11 protein-coding genes are annotated in these 16,743 nt (G+C 65.9%); all 11 read left to right on the top strand.

What is annotated here, in order from left to right:
* Positions 1 to 18 precede the first annotated feature (18 nt).
* Positions 19 to 453, top strand: coding sequence for a 50S ribosomal protein L11 (gene rplK / locus NUT86_RS18645; protein ID WP_009715899.1), 435 nt, complete (start codon positions 19 to 21; stop codon positions 451 to 453).
* A gap of 82 nt (positions 454 to 535) precedes the next feature.
* Positions 536 to 1,252 carry a 50S ribosomal protein L1 gene (gene rplA / locus NUT86_RS18640; protein ID WP_018090917.1) on the top strand — a complete coding sequence of 239 codons (717 nt, stop codon included), beginning with the start codon at positions 536 to 538 and terminating at the stop codon, positions 1,250 to 1,252.
* A gap of 434 nt (positions 1,253 to 1,686) precedes the next feature.
* Complete coding sequence (rplJ, locus tag NUT86_RS18635) at positions 1,687 to 2,238, top strand: 50S ribosomal protein L10 (RefSeq protein WP_026169847.1); 552 nt, start codon at positions 1,687 to 1,689, stop codon at positions 2,236 to 2,238.
* A gap of 84 nt (positions 2,239 to 2,322) precedes the next feature.
* Positions 2,323 to 2,709, top strand: a complete 387-nt coding sequence (gene rplL / locus NUT86_RS18630; protein ID WP_018090915.1) for a 50S ribosomal protein L7/L12 — start codon at positions 2,323 to 2,325, stop codon at positions 2,707 to 2,709.
* A 622-nt stretch (positions 2,710 to 3,331) separates the two neighbouring features.
* On the top strand, positions 3,332 to 6,814 hold the full coding sequence (gene rpoB / locus NUT86_RS18625; RefSeq protein WP_018090914.1) for a DNA-directed RNA polymerase subunit beta: 3,483 nt from the start codon (positions 3,332 to 3,334) through the stop codon (positions 6,812 to 6,814).
* 100 nt (positions 6,815 to 6,914) lie between these two features.
* Positions 6,915 to 10,814 carry a DNA-directed RNA polymerase subunit beta' gene (locus NUT86_RS18620; protein ID WP_018090913.1) on the top strand — a complete coding sequence of 1,300 codons (3,900 nt, stop codon included), beginning with the start codon at positions 6,915 to 6,917 and terminating at the stop codon, positions 10,812 to 10,814.
* Positions 10,815 to 11,059: 245 nt separating this feature from the next.
* Positions 11,060 to 11,542, top strand: a complete 483-nt coding sequence (locus NUT86_RS18615; protein ID WP_018090906.1) for a DUF1707 and DUF4190 domain-containing protein — start codon at positions 11,060 to 11,062, stop codon at positions 11,540 to 11,542.
* Between the two features lie 428 nt (positions 11,543 to 11,970).
* On the top strand, positions 11,971 to 12,342 hold the full coding sequence (gene rpsL, locus NUT86_RS18610) for a 30S ribosomal protein S12 (RefSeq protein WP_003948652.1): 372 nt from the start codon (positions 11,971 to 11,973) through the stop codon (positions 12,340 to 12,342).
* 2 nt (positions 12,343 to 12,344) lie between these two features.
* On the top strand, positions 12,345 to 12,815 hold the full coding sequence (rpsG, locus tag NUT86_RS18605; RefSeq protein ID WP_004571813.1) for a 30S ribosomal protein S7: 471 nt from the start codon (positions 12,345 to 12,347) through the stop codon (positions 12,813 to 12,815).
* A gap of 39 nt (positions 12,816 to 12,854) precedes the next feature.
* Positions 12,855 to 14,975, top strand: a complete 2,121-nt coding sequence (gene fusA, locus NUT86_RS18600; protein ID WP_018090905.1) for an elongation factor G — start codon at positions 12,855 to 12,857, stop codon at positions 14,973 to 14,975.
* A 155-nt stretch (positions 14,976 to 15,130) separates the two neighbouring features.
* Positions 15,131 to 16,324 (top strand): elongation factor Tu, encoded by a 1,194-nt coding sequence (gene tuf, locus NUT86_RS18595; protein WP_018090904.1) that lies wholly within the window; start codon positions 15,131 to 15,133, stop codon positions 16,322 to 16,324.
* Positions 16,325 to 16,743 lie beyond the last annotated feature (419 nt).

The raw sequence follows: 16,743 nt of genomic DNA, 5'->3' as shown, positions 1-16,743 counted from the left end.
CTAGGACCCGGAGAGAGCATGCCTCCCAAGAAGAAGAAGGTCACGGGGCTTATCAAGCTCCAGATCCAGGCCGGTGCCGCAAACCCGGCTCCGCCGGTCGGCCCCGCGCTGGGTCAGCACGGCGTCAACATCATGGAGTTCTGCAAGGCCTACAACGCCGCGACCGAGTCGCAGCGTGGCATGGTCGTGCCGGTGGAGATCACGGTCTACGAAGACCGCTCTTTCACCTTCATCACCAAGACCCCGCCGGCCGCGAAGCTCATCCTGAAGGCCGCGGGCGTGGAGAAGGGCTCCGGCGAGCCGCACAAGACCAAGGTCGCGAAGATCACGCGTGACCAGGTCCGTGACATCGCCACCACCAAGATGCCCGACCTGAACGCCAACGACCTGGACGCCGCCGAGAAGATCATCGCCGGCACCGCCCGTTCCATGGGCATCACGGTCGAGGGCTGATCCCAGCCCTTCAGGCACCACACGTGGCAGGGCCAGGCGCTGGTCCGCACCACGACTCCACCCCACTGCATCAGGAGCAGAAGTGAAGCGCAGCAAGACTCTTCGCAACGCGGACGCGAAGATCGACCGGGAGCGTCTGTACGCCCCCCTCGAGGCCGTCCGTCTCGCCAAGGACACCGCGTCCGTCAAGTTCGACGCGACCGTCGAGGTCGCCATGCGTCTGGGTGTCGACCCGCGCAAGGCGGACCAGATGGTCCGTGGCACCGTGAACCTCCCGCACGGCACCGGTAAGACCGCCCGGGTCCTGGTCTTCGCGACCGGTGACCGTGCTGCGGCCGCGGAAGCCGCCGGCGCCGACATCGTCGGCTCGGACGAACTGATCGACGAGGTCTCCAAGGGCCGTCTGGACTTCGACGCCGTCGTCGCCACCCCGGACCTCATGGGCAAGGTCGGCCGCCTCGGCCGCGTGCTCGGTCCGCGTGGTCTGATGCCGAACCCGAAGACCGGCACGGTCACCCCGGATGTCGCCAAGGCTGTCACCGACATCAAGGGCGGCAAGATCGAGTTCCGCGTGGACAAGCACGCGAACCTCCACTTCATCATCGGCAAGGTCTCCTTCGACGAGACCAAGCTGGTGGAGAACTACGCCGCGGCGCTCGAGGAGATCTCCCGCCTCAAGCCGTCCGCCGCCAAGGGCCGCTACATCAAGAAGGCCACCATCACCACCACGATGGGCCCTGGCATCCCGCTGGACGCCAACCGCACCCGCAACCTCCTCGTCGAGGACGAGGCCGTCTGATCTCTGCGATCGGCGCCTCATAGCGTGTGACCACTGTCGTCAGGCCCCGCTCTCCCGCAAGGAGGGCGGGGCCTGACGCATGCTGTGCCGCCCTTCCGGGCCCGTGTTGCCCCGGAGGCGCGGCCGGCCCGCAGGGCGCGCTCCAGCGGCCGGGAGCGCCGCCCGCGCCCCCTCTCGGCCGATTTGCCTGACGCAGGGCTCTCCCGTACCGTATGCGGAAGCCAAAGACCGCTGGTTGTCTCTGCGCGTCCGGTCCCGGACGTGTAGTGGCCGAAGGATCCGCTAGCTGCGGACGGCCTGCGCAGGTGTGTATGGATGAACTCCCGGACGGACTTCCGCTCTGGTTGAGTACGCCCCGTGCGCCTGCGCCGGGGCGTTTGTTTTGCCCAGCCCCTTCTGCGCGGTCCTCATCACCCGGAAGGAGGCCGAGGCTCATGGCGACGTCTGACAAGATCGCAGCCGTTGAGGAGATCACTGAGAAGCTCCGTGGTTCCAACGCAGCTGTTGTGACTTCTTACACCGGACTGACTGTGGCACAGCTCAAGGAGCTGCGTCGTTCTCTCGGCGAGAACGCTCAGTACCGTGTGGTGAAGAACACGCTGACCAAGATCGCGGCCAAGGAGGCCGGGATTCAGCTGGACGAGCACCTCAAGGGCTCGACCGCTGTTGCCTTCGTGACCGGTGACCCGGTCACGGCGGCGAAGGGTCTTCGTGACTTCGCCAAGGAAAACCCCTCTCTCGTCATCAAGGGCGGTGTCCTTGAAGGCAAGGCGCTGTCCGCCGACGAGATCAAGAAGCTTGCGGACCTCGAGTCCCGTGAGGTTCTGCTCGCCAAGCTGGCGGGTGGCATGAAGGCGTCCATGGCCAAGGCCGCGGCGACCTTCCAGGCCCCGCTCACGAAGTTCGCCCGCACCGCGGACGCGCTTCGCAGCAAGGTCGAGCAGGGCGGTGCCGGTACGCCGGCTCCCGCCGAGGCTGCCGAGTAATCACTCGGACGCTCAGCGGGCCCGTAGTACGCCCGCCAAACATGTACATCCGGCACCAGCCGAATTAGTGGAAGGACCGCCACCATGGCGAAGCTCAGCCAGGAAGACCTGCTCGCGCAGTTCGAGGAGATGACCCTCATCGAGCTCTCCGAGTTCGTGAAGCTCTTCGAGGAGAAGTTCGACGTCGAGGCTGCCGCCCCGGTCGCCGTTGCCGCCGCCGGTGCCCCGGGTGCCCCGGCCGCCGCCGAGGCCGAGGAGCAGGACGAGTTCGACGTCATCCTCACCGGTGCGGGCGACAAGAAGATCCAGGTCATCAAGGTCGTGCGTGAGCTGACCTCCCTGGGCCTGAAGGAGGCCAAGGACCTCGTCGACGGCACCCCGAAGCCCGTCCTCGAGAAGGTCGCCAAGGACGCCGCCGAGAAGGCCGCCGAGTCCCTCAAGGGCGCCGGCGCCTCCGTCGAGGTCAAGTGACTTCACCGGGTCTCCGGACTCGCGTCCTGAGCGCCTGAGGCGTCAGGGACACCAGCCAAGGGCGATCACCCATGCGGGTGGTCGCCCTTCGGCGTGCTCGCCACGGCTGCATTGTCTCGTGCCTGCGTGCGAGTATGGTGATCATCGTTGCCCGGACGTGCCCCCATGTGACGATCTTCCAGAGGTGGGGGGCCTTGACGAACCGGACGCGGCGCGCAATTCTCGGGACGCGACGCAGAAGCGATCCAGGGTTCGAGGCATGGATCGCGGACGAAGAGGGAAGCATCGGTGTGCGCCACTGGCGCAGGGCTTTCGGCAGGCGCATGGCATTGAGAAGAACAAACGAGGGCTTCCTCCGGTGCGGAGGGCGTGACCTCCCGGAGGGAGAAGATCGGTATCACGGTGCTGAACCGGTCTCCGGAAACTCGCTCTGGACATCAGTGTGCCAAGTGGCTACACTGACCCTTTGCGCTGCCTGTTAGCTGCTCCCTGCCCGTCACCAGGGGCATACCCGAGCCCGAGCAAAGCTGAATGATCTGCCCTGACCTGGGCTTTCCCTCAGTCTGCTCGATTCGGGACCGGTACGCGCGTAGTGAGTCCGAGCCCTCGGAAGGACCCCCTCTTGGCCGCCTCGCGCAACGCCTCGACTGCCAATACGAACAACGGCGACAGCACCGCCCCGCTGCGCATCTCTTTTGCGAAGATCAAGGAGCCCCTCGGGGTTCCGAACCTCCTTGCGCTGCAGACCGAAAGCTTCGACTGGCTGCTCGGCAATGCCGCATGGAAGGGTCGCGTCGAGGCTGCGCTGGAGAGTGGGCAGGAAGTCCCCACCAAGTCCGGTCTGGAAGAGATCTTCGAAGAGATCTCCCCGATCGAGGACTTCTCCGGGTCGATGTCGCTGACGTTCCGCGACCACCGCTTCGAGCCCCCGAAGAACTCCATCGACGAGTGCAAGGAGCGCGACTTCACGTACGCGGCTCCGCTCTTCGTCACCGCTGAGTTCACCAACAACGAGACCGGCGAGATCAAGTCCCAGACGGTCTTCATGGGCGACTTCCCGCTCATGACGAACAAGGGCACCTTCTGCATCAACGGCACCGAGCGTGTCGTCGTCTCGCAGCTGGTGCGCTCGCCGGGCGTGTACTTCGACAGCTCCATCGACAAGACGTCCGACAAGGACATCTTCTCCGCCAAGATCATCCCGTCCCGGGGTGCCTGGCTGGAGATGGAGATCGACAAGCGCGACATGGTCGGTGTCCGTATCGACCGTAAGCGCAAGCAGTCCGTGACCGTCCTGCTCAAGGCTCTCGGTTGGACGACCGAGCAGATCCTCGAGGAGTTCGGCGAGTACGAGTCCATGCGCGCCACCCTGGAGAAGGACCACACCCAGGGTCAGGACGACGCGCTGCTCGACATCTACCGCAAGCTGCGTCCGGGCGAGCCGCCGACCCGTGAGGCCGCGCAGACGCTGCTCGAGAACCTGTACTTCAACCCCAAGCGCTACGACCTCGCGAAGGTCGGCCGCTACAAGGTCAACAAGAAGCTCGGTGGCGACGAGCCGCTCGACGCCGGTGTGCTGACCACCGATGACGTCATCGCGACGATCAAGTACCTGGTCAAGCTGCACGCCGGCGAGACCGAGACGATCGGCGAGAACGGCAACTCCATCGTTGTCGAGACCGACGACATCGACCACTTCGGCAACCGTCGTCTGCGCAACGTCGGCGAGCTCATCCAGAACCAGGTCCGCACGGGTCTGGCTCGTATGGAGCGCGTCGTGCGTGAGCGCATGACCACCCAGGACGTCGAGGCGATCACGCCGCAGACCCTGATCAACATCCGGCCGGTCGTCGCCTCCATCAAGGAGTTCTTCGGCACCAGCCAGCTGTCCCAGTTCATGGACCAGACCAACCCGCTGTCGGGTCTGACCCACAAGCGTCGTCTGTCGGCGCTGGGCCCGGGTGGTCTCTCCCGTGAGCGGGCCGGCCTGGACGTCCGTGACGTGCACCCCTCGCACTACGGCCGTATGTGCCCGATTGAGACCCCTGAAGGTCCCAACATCGGTCTGATCGGCTCGCTGGCCTCCTACGGCCGGGTCAACGTCTTCGGCTTCATCGAGACGCCGTACCGCAAGGTCGTCGACGGCCAGGTCACGGAGGAGGTGGACTACCTCACCGCTGATGAGGAGGACCGCTTCCTGATCGCCCAGGCGAACGCGAAGCTCTCCGACGACATGCGCTTCTCCGAGCAGCGTGTCCTGGTCCGCCGCCGCGGCGGCGAGGTCGACCTCGTCCCCGCCGACGAGGTGGACTTCATGGACGTCTCGCCGCGCCAGATGGTGTCGGCCGCGACCGCCATGATCCCGTTCCTCGAGCACGACGACGCCAACCGTGCGCTCATGGGATCGAACATGATGCGCCAGGCCGTTCCGCTGATCAAGGCGGAGTCGCCGCTGGTCGGCACCGGCATGGAGTACCGCTGTGCGGTCGACGCCGGTGACGTCATCAAGGCGGAGAAGGACGGTGTGGTCCAGGAGGTCTCCGCGGACTACATCACCGTCGCCAACGACGACGGCACGTACACCACGTACCGCGTCGCCAAGTTCACCCGCTCCAACCAGGGCACCTCCTTCAACCAGAAGGTCGTCGTGGACGAGGGCGCGCGGGTCATCGAGGGCCAGGTCCTCGCCGACGGTCCGTCCACGGACGAAGGCGAGATGGCGCTCGGCAAGAACCTGCTCGTGGCGTTCATGCCGTGGGAGGGCCACAACTACGAGGACGCGATCATCCTGTCGCAGCGCCTCGTGCAGGACGACGTCCTCTCCTCGATCCACATCGAGGAGCACGAGGTCGACGCCCGTGACACCAAGCTGGGCCCCGAGGAGATCACCCGGGACATCCCGAACGTCTCCGAAGAGGTCCTCTCCGACCTCGACGAGCGCGGCATCATCCGTATCGGTGCCGAGGTCGTCGCCGGCGACATCCTCGTCGGCAAGGTCACGCCCAAGGGTGAGACCGAGCTGACCCCCGAGGAGCGCCTGCTCCGCGCGATCTTCGGTGAGAAGGCGCGCGAGGTGCGCGACACCTCGCTGAAGGTGCCGCACGGTGAGATCGGCAAGGTCATCGGCGTCCGCGTCTTCGACCGCGAAGAGGGCGACGAGCTGCCCCCGGGCGTGAACCAGCTGGTCCGCGTCTACGTCGCCCAGAAGCGCAAGATCACCGACGGTGACAAGCTCGCCGGCCGTCACGGCAACAAGGGCGTCATCTCGAAGATCCTGCCGGTCGAGGACATGCCGTTCCTGGAGGACGGCACCCCGGTCGACATCATCCTCAACCCCCTGGGTGTCCCGTCCCGAATGAACCCGGGACAGGTCCTGGAGATCCACCTCGGCTGGCTCGCCAGCCAGGGCTGGAAGGTCGAGGGCTCCGAGGACTGGCAGCAGCGTCTGCAGGCGATCGGCGCCGACGACGTCGCTCCCCGCACCAACGTCGCGACCCCGGTCTTCGACGGTGCGCGCGAGGACGAGCTGGCGGGTCTCTTCGACTCCACGCTCCCCAACCGCGACGGCGAGCGGATGGTCAAGGGCTCCGGCAAGGCGCAGCTGTTCGACGGCCGCTCCGGTGAGCCGTTCCCGGACCCGATCTCGGTCGGGTACATGTACATCCTCAAGCTGCACCACCTGGTCGACGACAAGCTCCACGCGCGTTCGACCGGTCCGTACTCGATGATCACCCAGCAGCCGCTGGGTGGTAAGGCTCAGTTCGGTGGCCAGCGGTTCGGTGAGATGGAGGTGTGGGCGCTGGAGGCTTACGGCGCCGCATACGCCCTCCAGGAACTGTTGACGATCAAGTCCGACGACGTGACCGGCCGCGTGAAGGTCTACGAGGCCATCGTCAAGGGCGAGAACATCCCCGAGCCCGGCATTCCCGAGTCCTTCAAGGTGCTCATCAAGGAAATGCAGTCCCTGTGCCTCAACGTGGAGGTGCTGTCCTCGGACGGCATGTCCATCGAGATGCGCGACACCGACGAGGACGTCTTCCGCGCTGCGGAGGAGCTCGGCATCGACCTGTCCCGGCGCGAGCCGAGCAGCGTCGAAGAGGTCTGACGGGAGTCCGGCCGGGGAGTCAGCGATGGCTCCCCCGGCCGGCCCCAGGACCCCCGTTTCAGACCCCAAGACTTACAACCCTGAGAGGGATTGACGCATAGTGCTCGACGTCAACTTCTTCGATGAGCTCCGGATCGGTCTGGCCACCGCTGACGACATCCGTCAGTGGAGCCACGGCGAGGTCAAGAAGCCCGAGACCATCAACTACCGCACCCTCAAGCCCGAAAAGGACGGACTCTTCTGCGAGAAGATCTTCGGTCCTACCCGGGACTGGGAGTGCTACTGCGGTAAGTACAAGCGCGTCCGCTTCAAGGGCATCATCTGCGAGCGCTGCGGCGTCGAGGTCACTCGCGCCAAGGTGCGCCGTGAGCGGATGGGCCACATCGAGCTTGCCGCTCCCGTGACCCACATCTGGTACTTCAAGGGCGTGCCGAGCCGGCTGGGCTACCTGCTGGACCTCGCGCCCAAGGACCTTGAGAAGGTCATCTACTTCGCCGCCTACATGATCACGTGGGTGGACGAGGAGCGCCGTACGCGCGACCTGCCCTCGCTGGAGGCGCATGTCTCCGTCGAGCGTCAGCAGATCGAGCAGCGCCGCGACTCCGACCTGGAGGCCCGCGCCAAGAAGCTCGAGACCGACCTGGCCGAGCTGGAGGCCGAGGGCGCCAAGGCGGACGTCCGCCGCAAGGTGCGCGAGGGGGCCGAGCGTGAGATGAAGCAGCTGCGTGACCGTGCGCAGCGCGAGATCGACCGTCTCGACGAGGTGTGGAACCGCTTCAAGAACCTCAAGGTCCAGGACCTGGAGGGCGACGAGCTGCTCTACCGTGAGCTGCGTGACCGCTTCGGCACGTACTTCGACGGCTCCATGGGTGCCGCTGCCCTGCAGAAGCGCCTGGAGACCTTCGATCTCGACGAGGAGGCCGAGCGCCTCCGCGAGATCATCCGTACCGGCAAGGGCCAGAAGAAGACCCGTGCGCTCAAGCGCCTCAAGGTCGTCTCCGCGTTCCTGCAGACCCGCAACAGCCCCAAGGGCATGGTGCTGGACTGCATCCCGGTGATCCCGCCGGACCTGCGTCCGATGGTGCAGCTGGACGGTGGCCGCTTCGCGACCTCCGACCTGAACGACCTGTACCGCCGTGTGATCAACCGCAACAACCGCCTCAAGCGTCTCCTTGACCTCGGTGCCCCCGAGATCATCGTGAACAACGAGAAGCGGATGCTGCAGGAGGCCGTCGACGCGCTGTTCGACAACGGCCGCCGCGGTCGCCCGGTCACCGGTCCCGGTAACCGCCCGCTGAAGTCCCTCAGCGACATGCTGAAGGGCAAGCAGGGCCGCTTCCGTCAGAACCTGCTCGGTAAGCGAGTCGACTACTCGGCGCGTTCCGTCATCGTCGTCGGCCCGCAGCTCAAGCTGCACCAGTGCGGTCTGCCCAAGGCCATGGCGCTGGAGCTCTTCAAGCCGTTCGTGATGAAGCGCCTGGTGGACCTCAACCACGCGCAGAACATCAAGAGCGCGAAGCGCATGGTCGAGCGCGGCCGCACGGTCGTCTACGACGTGCTCGAAGAGGTCATCGCCGAGCACCCGGTGCTGCTGAACCGTGCACCCACGCTGCACCGTCTGGGCATCCAGGCCTTCGAGCCGCAGCTGGTCGAGGGCAAGGCCATTCAGATTCACCCGCTCGTCTGCACCGCGTTCAACGCGGACTTCGACGGTGACCAGATGGCCGTCCACCTCCCGCTGTCCGCGGAGGCCCAGGCCGAGGCCCGCATCCTGATGCTGTCCTCGAACAACATCCTCAAGCCGGCCGACGGCCGTCCGGTCACCATGCCGACCCAGGACATGGTGCTCGGCCTCTTCTTCCTCACCACGGATGAGGAGGAGCGCAAGGTCATCGGTGAGGGCCGGGCGTTCGGTTCCGCCGCCGAGGCGATCATGGCGTTCGACGCCAAGGAGCTCTCGCTCCAGGCGAAGGTCGACATCCGCTTCCCGATCGGCACCGTCCCGCCCCGCGGCTGGACCCCGCCGGTTCCGGAGGAGGGCGAGCCCGAGTGGCAGCAGGGTGACAGCTTCCGGCTGCGGACGACCCTGGGCCGCGCGCTCTTCAACGAGCTGCTGCCCGAGGACTACCCGTTCGTCGACTACTCGGTGGGCAAGAAGCAGCTCTCCGCGATCGTCAACGACCTGGCCGAGCGCTACCCGAAGGTCATCGTCGCGGCGACCCTGGACAACCTGAAGGCGGCCGGTTTCCACTGGGCCACCCGCTCGGGTGTCACCGTCGCCGTCTCCGACATCGTCGTGCCGGAGGCCAAGAAGGCCATCGTCGCGGGCTACGAGGCCCAGGACGAGAAGGTCCAGAAGCAGTACGAGCGCGGTCTGATCACCAAGGACGAGCGCACTCAGGAACTGATCAACATCTGGACCAAGGCGACCAATGAGGTCGCCGAGGCGATGAACGAGAACTTCCCCAAGACGAACCCCATCTTCATGATGGTTGACTCGGGTGCCCGAGGAAACATGATGCAGATGCGGCAGATCGCCGGTATGCGTGGTCTGGTGTCGAACGCGAAGAACGAGACCATCCCGCGTCCGATCAAGGCGTCGTTCCGCGAGGGCCTGTCCGTGCTGGAGTACTTCATCTCCACGCACGGTGCCCGTAAGGGTCTGGCGGACACCGCCCTTCGTACCGCCGACTCCGGTTACCTCACCCGTCGTCTGGTCGACGTCTCCCAGGACGTCATCATTCGCGAGGAGGACTGCGGCACGGAGCGTGGCCTCAAGCTGCGGATCGCCTCGAAGGACGCCGCCGGTGTCCTGCGCAAGGCGGACGACGTCGAGTCCAGCGTCTACGCACGCATGCTGGCCGAGGACGTCGTCGTCGACGGCAAGGTCGTCGCCCCGGCGAACGTCGACCTCGGTGACGTGCTCATCGACGCGCTGGTCAACGCGGGCGTCGAGGAGGTCAAGACCCGCTCGGTCCTGACCTGTGAGTCCGCGGTCGGCACCTGTGCCTTCTGCTACGGCCGTTCGCTGGCCACCGGCAAGCTGGTCGACATCGGTGAGGCGGTCGGCATCATCGCCGCCCAGTCCATCGGTGAGCCCGGCACCCAGCTGACGATGCGTACCTTCCACACCGGTGGTGTGGCCGGTGACGACATCACCCTGGGTCTGCCGCGTGTCGTCGAGCTCTTCGAGGCCCGTACGCCCAAGGGTGTCGCCCCGATCTCGGAGGCGGCCGGCCGCGTCCGGATCGAGGAGACCGAGAAGACCAAGAAGGTCGTCGTCACCCCGGACGACGGCAGCGACGAGATGGCCTACGGCGTCTCCAAGCGTGCCCGTCTCCTGGTGGGCGAGGGCGACCACGTCACGGTCGGCCAGCCGATGACCGTGGGTGCCGTGAACCCGCACGACGTGCTGCGGATCCTCGGCCAGCGTGCCGTCCAGGTCCACCTGGTCGGCGAGGTCCAGAAGGTCTACAACAGCCAGGGCGTGGCGATCCACGACAAGCACATCGAGATCATCATCCGGCAGATGCTGCGCCGCGTGACGATCATCGAGTCCGGCGACGCGGAGCTGCTGCCGGGCGAGCTGGTGGAGCGCACGAAGTTCGAGGGCGAGAACCGTCGGGTCGTGGCGGAAGGCGGCCACCCGGCCTCCGGCCGTCCGCAGCTGATGGGTATCACCAAGGCTTCGCTGGCCACCGAGTCGTGGCTGTCGGCGGCCTCCTTCCAGGAGACGACCAGGGTCCTGACCGACGCGGCGATCAACGCCAAGTCGGACTCCCTGATCGGCCTCAAGGAGAACGTCATCATCGGTAAGCTCATCCCGGCCGGTACGGGCCTGTCCCGCTACCGCAACATCCGGGTCGAGCCCACCGAGGAAGCCAAGGCCGCGATGTACTCGGCCGTCGGTTACGACGACATCGACTACTCGCCCTTCGGCACCGGCTCCGGCCAGGCGGTCCCGCTGGAGGACTACGACTACGGTCCGTACAACCAGTAAGACCGGCCCGTACGACAGCAACAGGGCGGCCATCCCTTCGGGGGTGGCCGCCTTGCGGCGTTGGTGCGGCACTCGCGCCGGGCGGTCCCGCCGAGTTGGGGGCCGCGCAGGGGAACTTGTCCTCCCATCCCTGCGTCTGTGATGAGAAGATGGGGACAACTGTCGAGCGGGGGGAGGTTCGCGAAGTGGCATTCCAACCGTGGCAGGGCGGTCAGCCGGCGCAGCCGTCGAATCAGGTGCCTGCCATGCGCGCCTCGCACGCCGATCGTGAGCGGACGGTCGATGTGCTCAAGGCGGGGTTCGCCGAGGGGCGGCTGCAGCAGCCGGAGTACGAACAGCGGCTCACACGGGCCTACAAGGCGCAGACGCACGCCGAACTGCAGATGCTGGTGGCGGATCTGCCGCAGGGGCCGGTGCCGCAGGCACAGTTCGTGCCGCAGCGGCCGATGGTGCCGGCGACCTTCATGCCGATGCAGATGCCGGTGCCGGTGACGACGAACAGCTCGGCGACGGGTGCACTGGTCTGCGGGATCATGACGCCGGTGACGTGGGGCCTGACGGCGATTCCGGCGGTGATCCTGGGGCACAAGGCGCGGGCCGAGATCCGCCGGTCCGGCGAGCGCGGGGACGGCCAGGCCCTCACGGGTCTCATTCTGGGCTGGCTGGCGATCGGTGGCTGGGCGCTGTTCCTGCTGGTGTTCATACTCTCCGCGGCGGTCAACCTCTAGGGGGCGGCCGGCGGCGGTTCGCGCTGCCGCCGGGGGAGGGCCGGCGCGGGGGCGTGGCGCCTTCTTCCGTACGGCCGTGGATCGCACTACGGTGACCGCAACGCCGTGAGGAGTCCGGCGTGTCCTTCGCGTGTGCATTTGTTTTGACCGCAGCCAATGCGGTAGGTACGCTCTGACCTTGTGCCTGGGGTGTCCCTGGGCTGCCGTGCGCCAAATCTCCGCTGGGCGGACCTGCCGGGCCGAAAGGCTTCGGAGGGACTCCGGTCGGAGAGCCACCAGCACGGAAGCCGGGTTTTGACACCGCAATCTGCCGCCTCACTCGTTCCAGCGAGGGACCGGACTGCAGTATTCGACACACCCGACCGCGTGGGTCGGGGAATGTTCCAGGTTAGCTTTACCGAGACTGGCACACAGAAACCGGAGAAACGGTGCCTACGATCCAGCAGCTGGTCCGCAAGGGCCGGCAGGACAAGGTCGAGAAGAACAAGACGCCCGCGCTCGAGGGTTCCCCCCAGCGCCGTGGCGTCTGCACGCGTGTTTTCACGACCACCCCGAAGAAGCCGAACTCGGCCCTGCGTAAGGTCGCGCGTGTGCGTCTGACCAGCGGGATCGAGGTCACCGCTTACATTCCGGGTGAGGGCCACAACCTGCAGGAGCACTCGATCGTGCTCGTGCGTGGTGGTCGTGTGAAGGACCTGCCGGGTGTTCGGTACAAGATCATCCGCGGCTCCCTCGACACGCAGGGCGTCAAGAACCGCAAGCAGGCTCGCAGCCGCTACGGCGCCAAGAAGGAGAAGTAAGAATGCCTCGTAAGGGCCCCGCCCCGAAGCGCCCGGTCATCATCGACCCGGTCTACGGTTCTCCTCTGGTGACCTCCCTCATCAACAAGGTTCTGCTGAACGGCAAGCGCTCCACCGCTGAGCGCATCGTTTACGGCGCCATGGAGGGTCTGCGCGAGAAGACCGGTAACGACCCGGTCATCACGCTCAAGCGCGCGCTCGAGAACATCAAGCCGACCCTTGAGGTCAAGTCCCGCCGTGTCGGTGGCGCGACCTACCAGGTCCCGGTCGAGGTCAAGCCCGGCCGCGCCGCCACCCTCTCGCTGCGCTGGCTCGTGGGCTACTCCCGCGCCCGCCGCGAGAAGACCATGACCGAGCGCCTCATGAACGAACTGCTCGACGCCTCCAACGGCCTCGGCGCTTCGGTCAAGAAGCGTGAGGACACGCACAAGATGGCCGAGTCCAACAAGGCCTTCGCGCACTACCGCTGGTAGTCGCAACCCACATCGAGACCGAGAGAAGATTGAGCCACTATGGCCACCACTTCGCTTGACCTGGCCAAGGTCCGCAACATCGGGATCATGGCCCACATCGACGCGGGCAAGACGACCACCACCGAGCGGATCCTGTTCTACACCGGTGTTTCGTACAAGATCGGTGAGGTCCACGACGGCGCTGCCACGATGGACTGGATGGAGCAGGAGCAGGAGCGCGGCATCACCATCACGTCTGCCGCGACGACCTGCCACTGGCCGCTGGAAGACGTCGACAACACCATCAACATCATCGACACCCCGGGCCACGTCGACTTCACGGTCGAGGTGGAGCGCTCGCTGCGCGTCCTGGACGGTGCGGTGACGGTGTTCGACGGCGTTGCCGGTGTCGAGCCCCAGTCCGAGACCGTCTGGCGTCAGGCGGACCGCTACGGCGTTCCGCGTATCTGCTTCGTCAACAAGCTCGACCGTACGGGCGCCGAGTTCCACCGCTGCGTCGACATGATCGTGGACCGCCTGGGCGCGACCCCGATCGTGATGCAGCTGCCGATCGGCACCGAGGCGGACTTCAAGGGCGTCGTCGACCTCGTCAGCATGAAGGCCCTGGTCTGGTCGGCCGAGGCCGCCAAGGGCGAGATGTACGACACCGTCGACATCCCGGACACGCACATCGAGGCTGCCGACGAGTGGCGCGGCAAGCTGCTCGAGGCCGTTGCCGAGAACGATGAAGAGATCATGGAGCTGTACCTGGAGGGCCAGGAGCCCACCGTGGAGCAGCTCTACGCGGCGATCCGCCGGATCACCATCGCCTCCGGCAAGGCCGAGAACACCACCGTCACCCCGGTGTTCTGCGGTACCGCGTTCAAGAACAAGGGTGTGCAGCCCCTGCTCGACGCGGTCGTGCGCTACCTCCCTTCCCCGCTGGACGTCGAGGCCATTGAGGGCCACGCGGTCAGCGACCCGGAAGAGGTCATCAAGCGCAAGCCGTCCGAGGACGAGCCGCTGTCCGCTCTTGCGTTCAAGATTGCGAGCGACCCCCACCTGGGCAAGCTCACCTTCATCCGGGTGTACTCGGGCCGCCTCGAGGCCGGCTCGCAGGTGCAGAACTCGGTGAAGGGCAAGAAGGAGCGCATCGGCAAGATCTACCGGATGCACGCGAACAAGCGTGAGGAGATCGAGTCGGTGGGTGCCGGTGACATCGTCGCCGTCATGGGTCTGAAGCAGACCACCACCGGTGAGACCCTCTGCGACGCGTCGAACCCGGTCATCCTGGAGTCGATGGAGTTCCCGGCCCCGGTCATCCAGGTCGCCATTGAGCCCAAGTCCAAGGGCGACCAGGAGAAGCTGGGTGTCGCCATCCAGCGACTCGCCGAAGAGGACCCCTCGTTCCAGGTTCACACCGACGAGGAGACCGGCCAGACCATCATCGCGGGTATGGGCGAGCTCCACCTCGACGTGCTGGTCGACCGTATGAAGCGTGAGTTCCGGGTCGAGGCCAACGTCGGCAAGCCGCAGGTCGCCTACCGCGAGACCCTGCGCAAGCCGGTCGAGCGTCTCGACTACACGCACAAGAAGCAGACTGGTGGTTCCGGCCAGTTCGCGAAGGTGCAGATCGCGATCGCTCCGCTCGAGGGCGACGGGTACGAGTTCGAGAACAAGGTCACCGGTGGCCGTATCCCGCGGGAGTACATCCCGTCCGTGGACGCGGGCTGCCAGGAGGCCATGGAGTTCGGTGTTCTCGCCGGCTACCCGCTGACCGGCGTCAAGGTCACGCTCCTCGACGGTGCCTTCCACGAGGTCGACTCCTCGGAGATGGCCTTCAAGATCGCTGGTTCGATGGCCTTCAAGGAGGCCGCGCGCAAGGCCTCCCCGGCCCTGCTCGAGCCGATGATGAAGGTCGAGGTCACCACGCCCGAGGACTACATGGGCGATGTGATCGGCGACATCAACTCCCGCCGTGGACAGATCCAGTCCATGGAGGAGCGCAGTGGCGCCAAGCTCGTCACGGGCCTGGTCCCCCTGTCGGAGATGTTCGGCTACGTCGGCGACCTCCGCAGCAAGACCTCGGGTCGCGCAAGCTACTCGATGCAGTTCGACTCCTACGCCGAGGTTCCCCGGAACGTCGCCGAGGAGATCATCGCGAAGGCCAAGGGCGAATAGTTCCGTCTCCCGAGAGTCGGAACACGCTTTAGGCTTGACACCGTCTGCCGGGGTAATCCCCGCAATCCGTGAGGAATGCCCCGGCAGCCGGCATCCCAGCAAAGATCACCTGGCGCCGATGAGTAAGGCGTACAGAACCACTTCAGGAGGAACCAGTGGCGAAGGCGAAGTTCGAGCGGACTAAGCCGCACGTCAACATCGGCACCATCGGTCACATTGACCACGGTAAGACGACCCTCACGGCCGCCATTACCAAGGTGCTGCACGACGCGTACCCGGACCTGAACGAGGCCTCGGCCTTCGACCAGATCGACAAGGCTCCTGAGGAGCGCCAGCGCGGTATCACGATCTCGATCGCGCACGTCGAGTACCAGACGGAGAACCGTCACTACGCCCACGTCGACTGCCCCGGTCACGCGGACTACATCAAGAACATGATCACGGGTGCGGCGCAGATGGACGGCGCCATCCTCGTGGTCGCCGCGACCGACGGCCCGATGCCGCAGACCAAGGAGCACGTGCTCCTGGCCCGCCAGGTCGGCGTTCCGTACATCGTTGTCGCCCTGAACAAGGCCGACATGGTGGACGACGAGGAGATCCTGGAGCTCGTCGAGCTCGAGGTCCGTGAGCTCCTCTCCGAGTACGAGTTCCCCGGCGACGACGTTCCGGTCGTCAAGGTCTCGGCGCTCAAGGCGCTCGAGGGCGACAAGGAGTGGGGCGACTCCGTCCTCAAGCTCATGAACGCCGTCGACGAGTCGATCCCGCAGCCCGAGCGCGACGTCGACAAGCCGTTCCTGATGCCGATCGAGGACGTCTTCACGATCACCGGCCGTGGCACCGTTGTCACCGGTCGTATCGAGCGTGGTGTCCTCAAGGTCAACGAGACCGTCGACATCATCGGCATCAAGACCGAGAAGACCACCACCACGGTCACCGGTATCGAGATGTTCCGGAAGCTCCTCGACGAGGGCCAGGCCGGTGAGAACGTCGGTCTGCTCCTCCGCGGCATCAAGCGCGAGGACGTCGAGCGCGGCCAGGTCATCATCAAGCCGGGCTCGGTCACGCCGCACACCTCCTTCGAGGCCCAGGCGTACATCCTGTCGAAGGACGAGGGTGGCCGTCACACCCCGTTCTTCAACAACTACCGCCCGCAGTTCTACTTCCGTACCACGGACGTGACCGGCGTCGTGACCCTCCCCGAGGGCACCGAGATGGTCATGCCGGGCGACAACACCGAGATGTCGGTCGAGCTGATCCAGCCGGTCGCCATGGAGGAGGGCCTGAAGTTCGCCATCCGTGAGGGTGGCCGGACCGTCGGCGCCGGCCAGGTCACCAAGATCACGAAGTAATTTCGCTGATCCGGTCGATCCGGTCGTAGCTCCCCGGAGCTCACAAGGAGCCCCGTCCACCGTCAGGTGGGCGGGGCTCCTTGACAGTTGGGCCCCGATTGGCCTTACGCGTCCCAGGTGTGGCACACTGTCCAGGTTGCTCGGTTGAGTGCCGATGCTGCGCGCCTCCCGCCGGGAGGACCGGAAGCGAGTCCCAGGTATTCGTCGTCCCTTCTCAGGGCCGGAAATACGGGAATCTTCCGGGAAGCGTCAGCGGGGTGCCTCGGCCAGGCACCCGGTGGGTGTTCTTCCCCTGCCTTCTCCTTCTTGAAGGATCCCCTTTACGGGGATTTACGAGAAGGGGTGCGACACGCCCGACCGCGTGGGTCGGAGAAGAACGGCGCTTCTGCTGAGGCGCAGCGCACCGGGTCCCAGAGCGT

Source organism: Streptomyces sp. G7(2002) (assembly GCF_028870195.1).
GTDB lineage: Bacteria > Actinomycetota > Actinomycetes > Streptomycetales > Streptomycetaceae > Streptomyces > Streptomyces nigrescens.
This window is presented reverse-complemented; position numbering and strand designations above follow the sequence as displayed.

Excerpts from the sequence above, each read along its gene's own strand:
- rplK (WP_009715899.1), top strand. The coding sequence starts at position 19 with ATGCCTCCCAAGAAGAAGAAGGTCACGGGGCTTATCAAGCTCCAGATC.
- rpsG (WP_004571813.1), top strand. The coding sequence starts at position 12,345 with ATGCCTCGTAAGGGCCCCGCCCCGAAGCGCCCGGTCATCATCGACCCG.
- NUT86_RS18615 (WP_018090906.1), top strand. The coding sequence starts at position 11,060 with ATGCGCGCCTCGCACGCCGATCGTGAGCGGACGGTCGATGTGCTCAAG.
- fusA (WP_018090905.1), top strand. The coding sequence starts at position 12,855 with ATGGCCACCACTTCGCTTGACCTGGCCAAGGTCCGCAACATCGGGATC.
- rplJ (WP_026169847.1), top strand. The coding sequence starts at position 1,687 with ATGGCGACGTCTGACAAGATCGCAGCCGTTGAGGAGATCACTGAGAAG.
- rplL (WP_018090915.1), top strand. The coding sequence starts at position 2,323 with ATGGCGAAGCTCAGCCAGGAAGACCTGCTCGCGCAGTTCGAGGAGATG.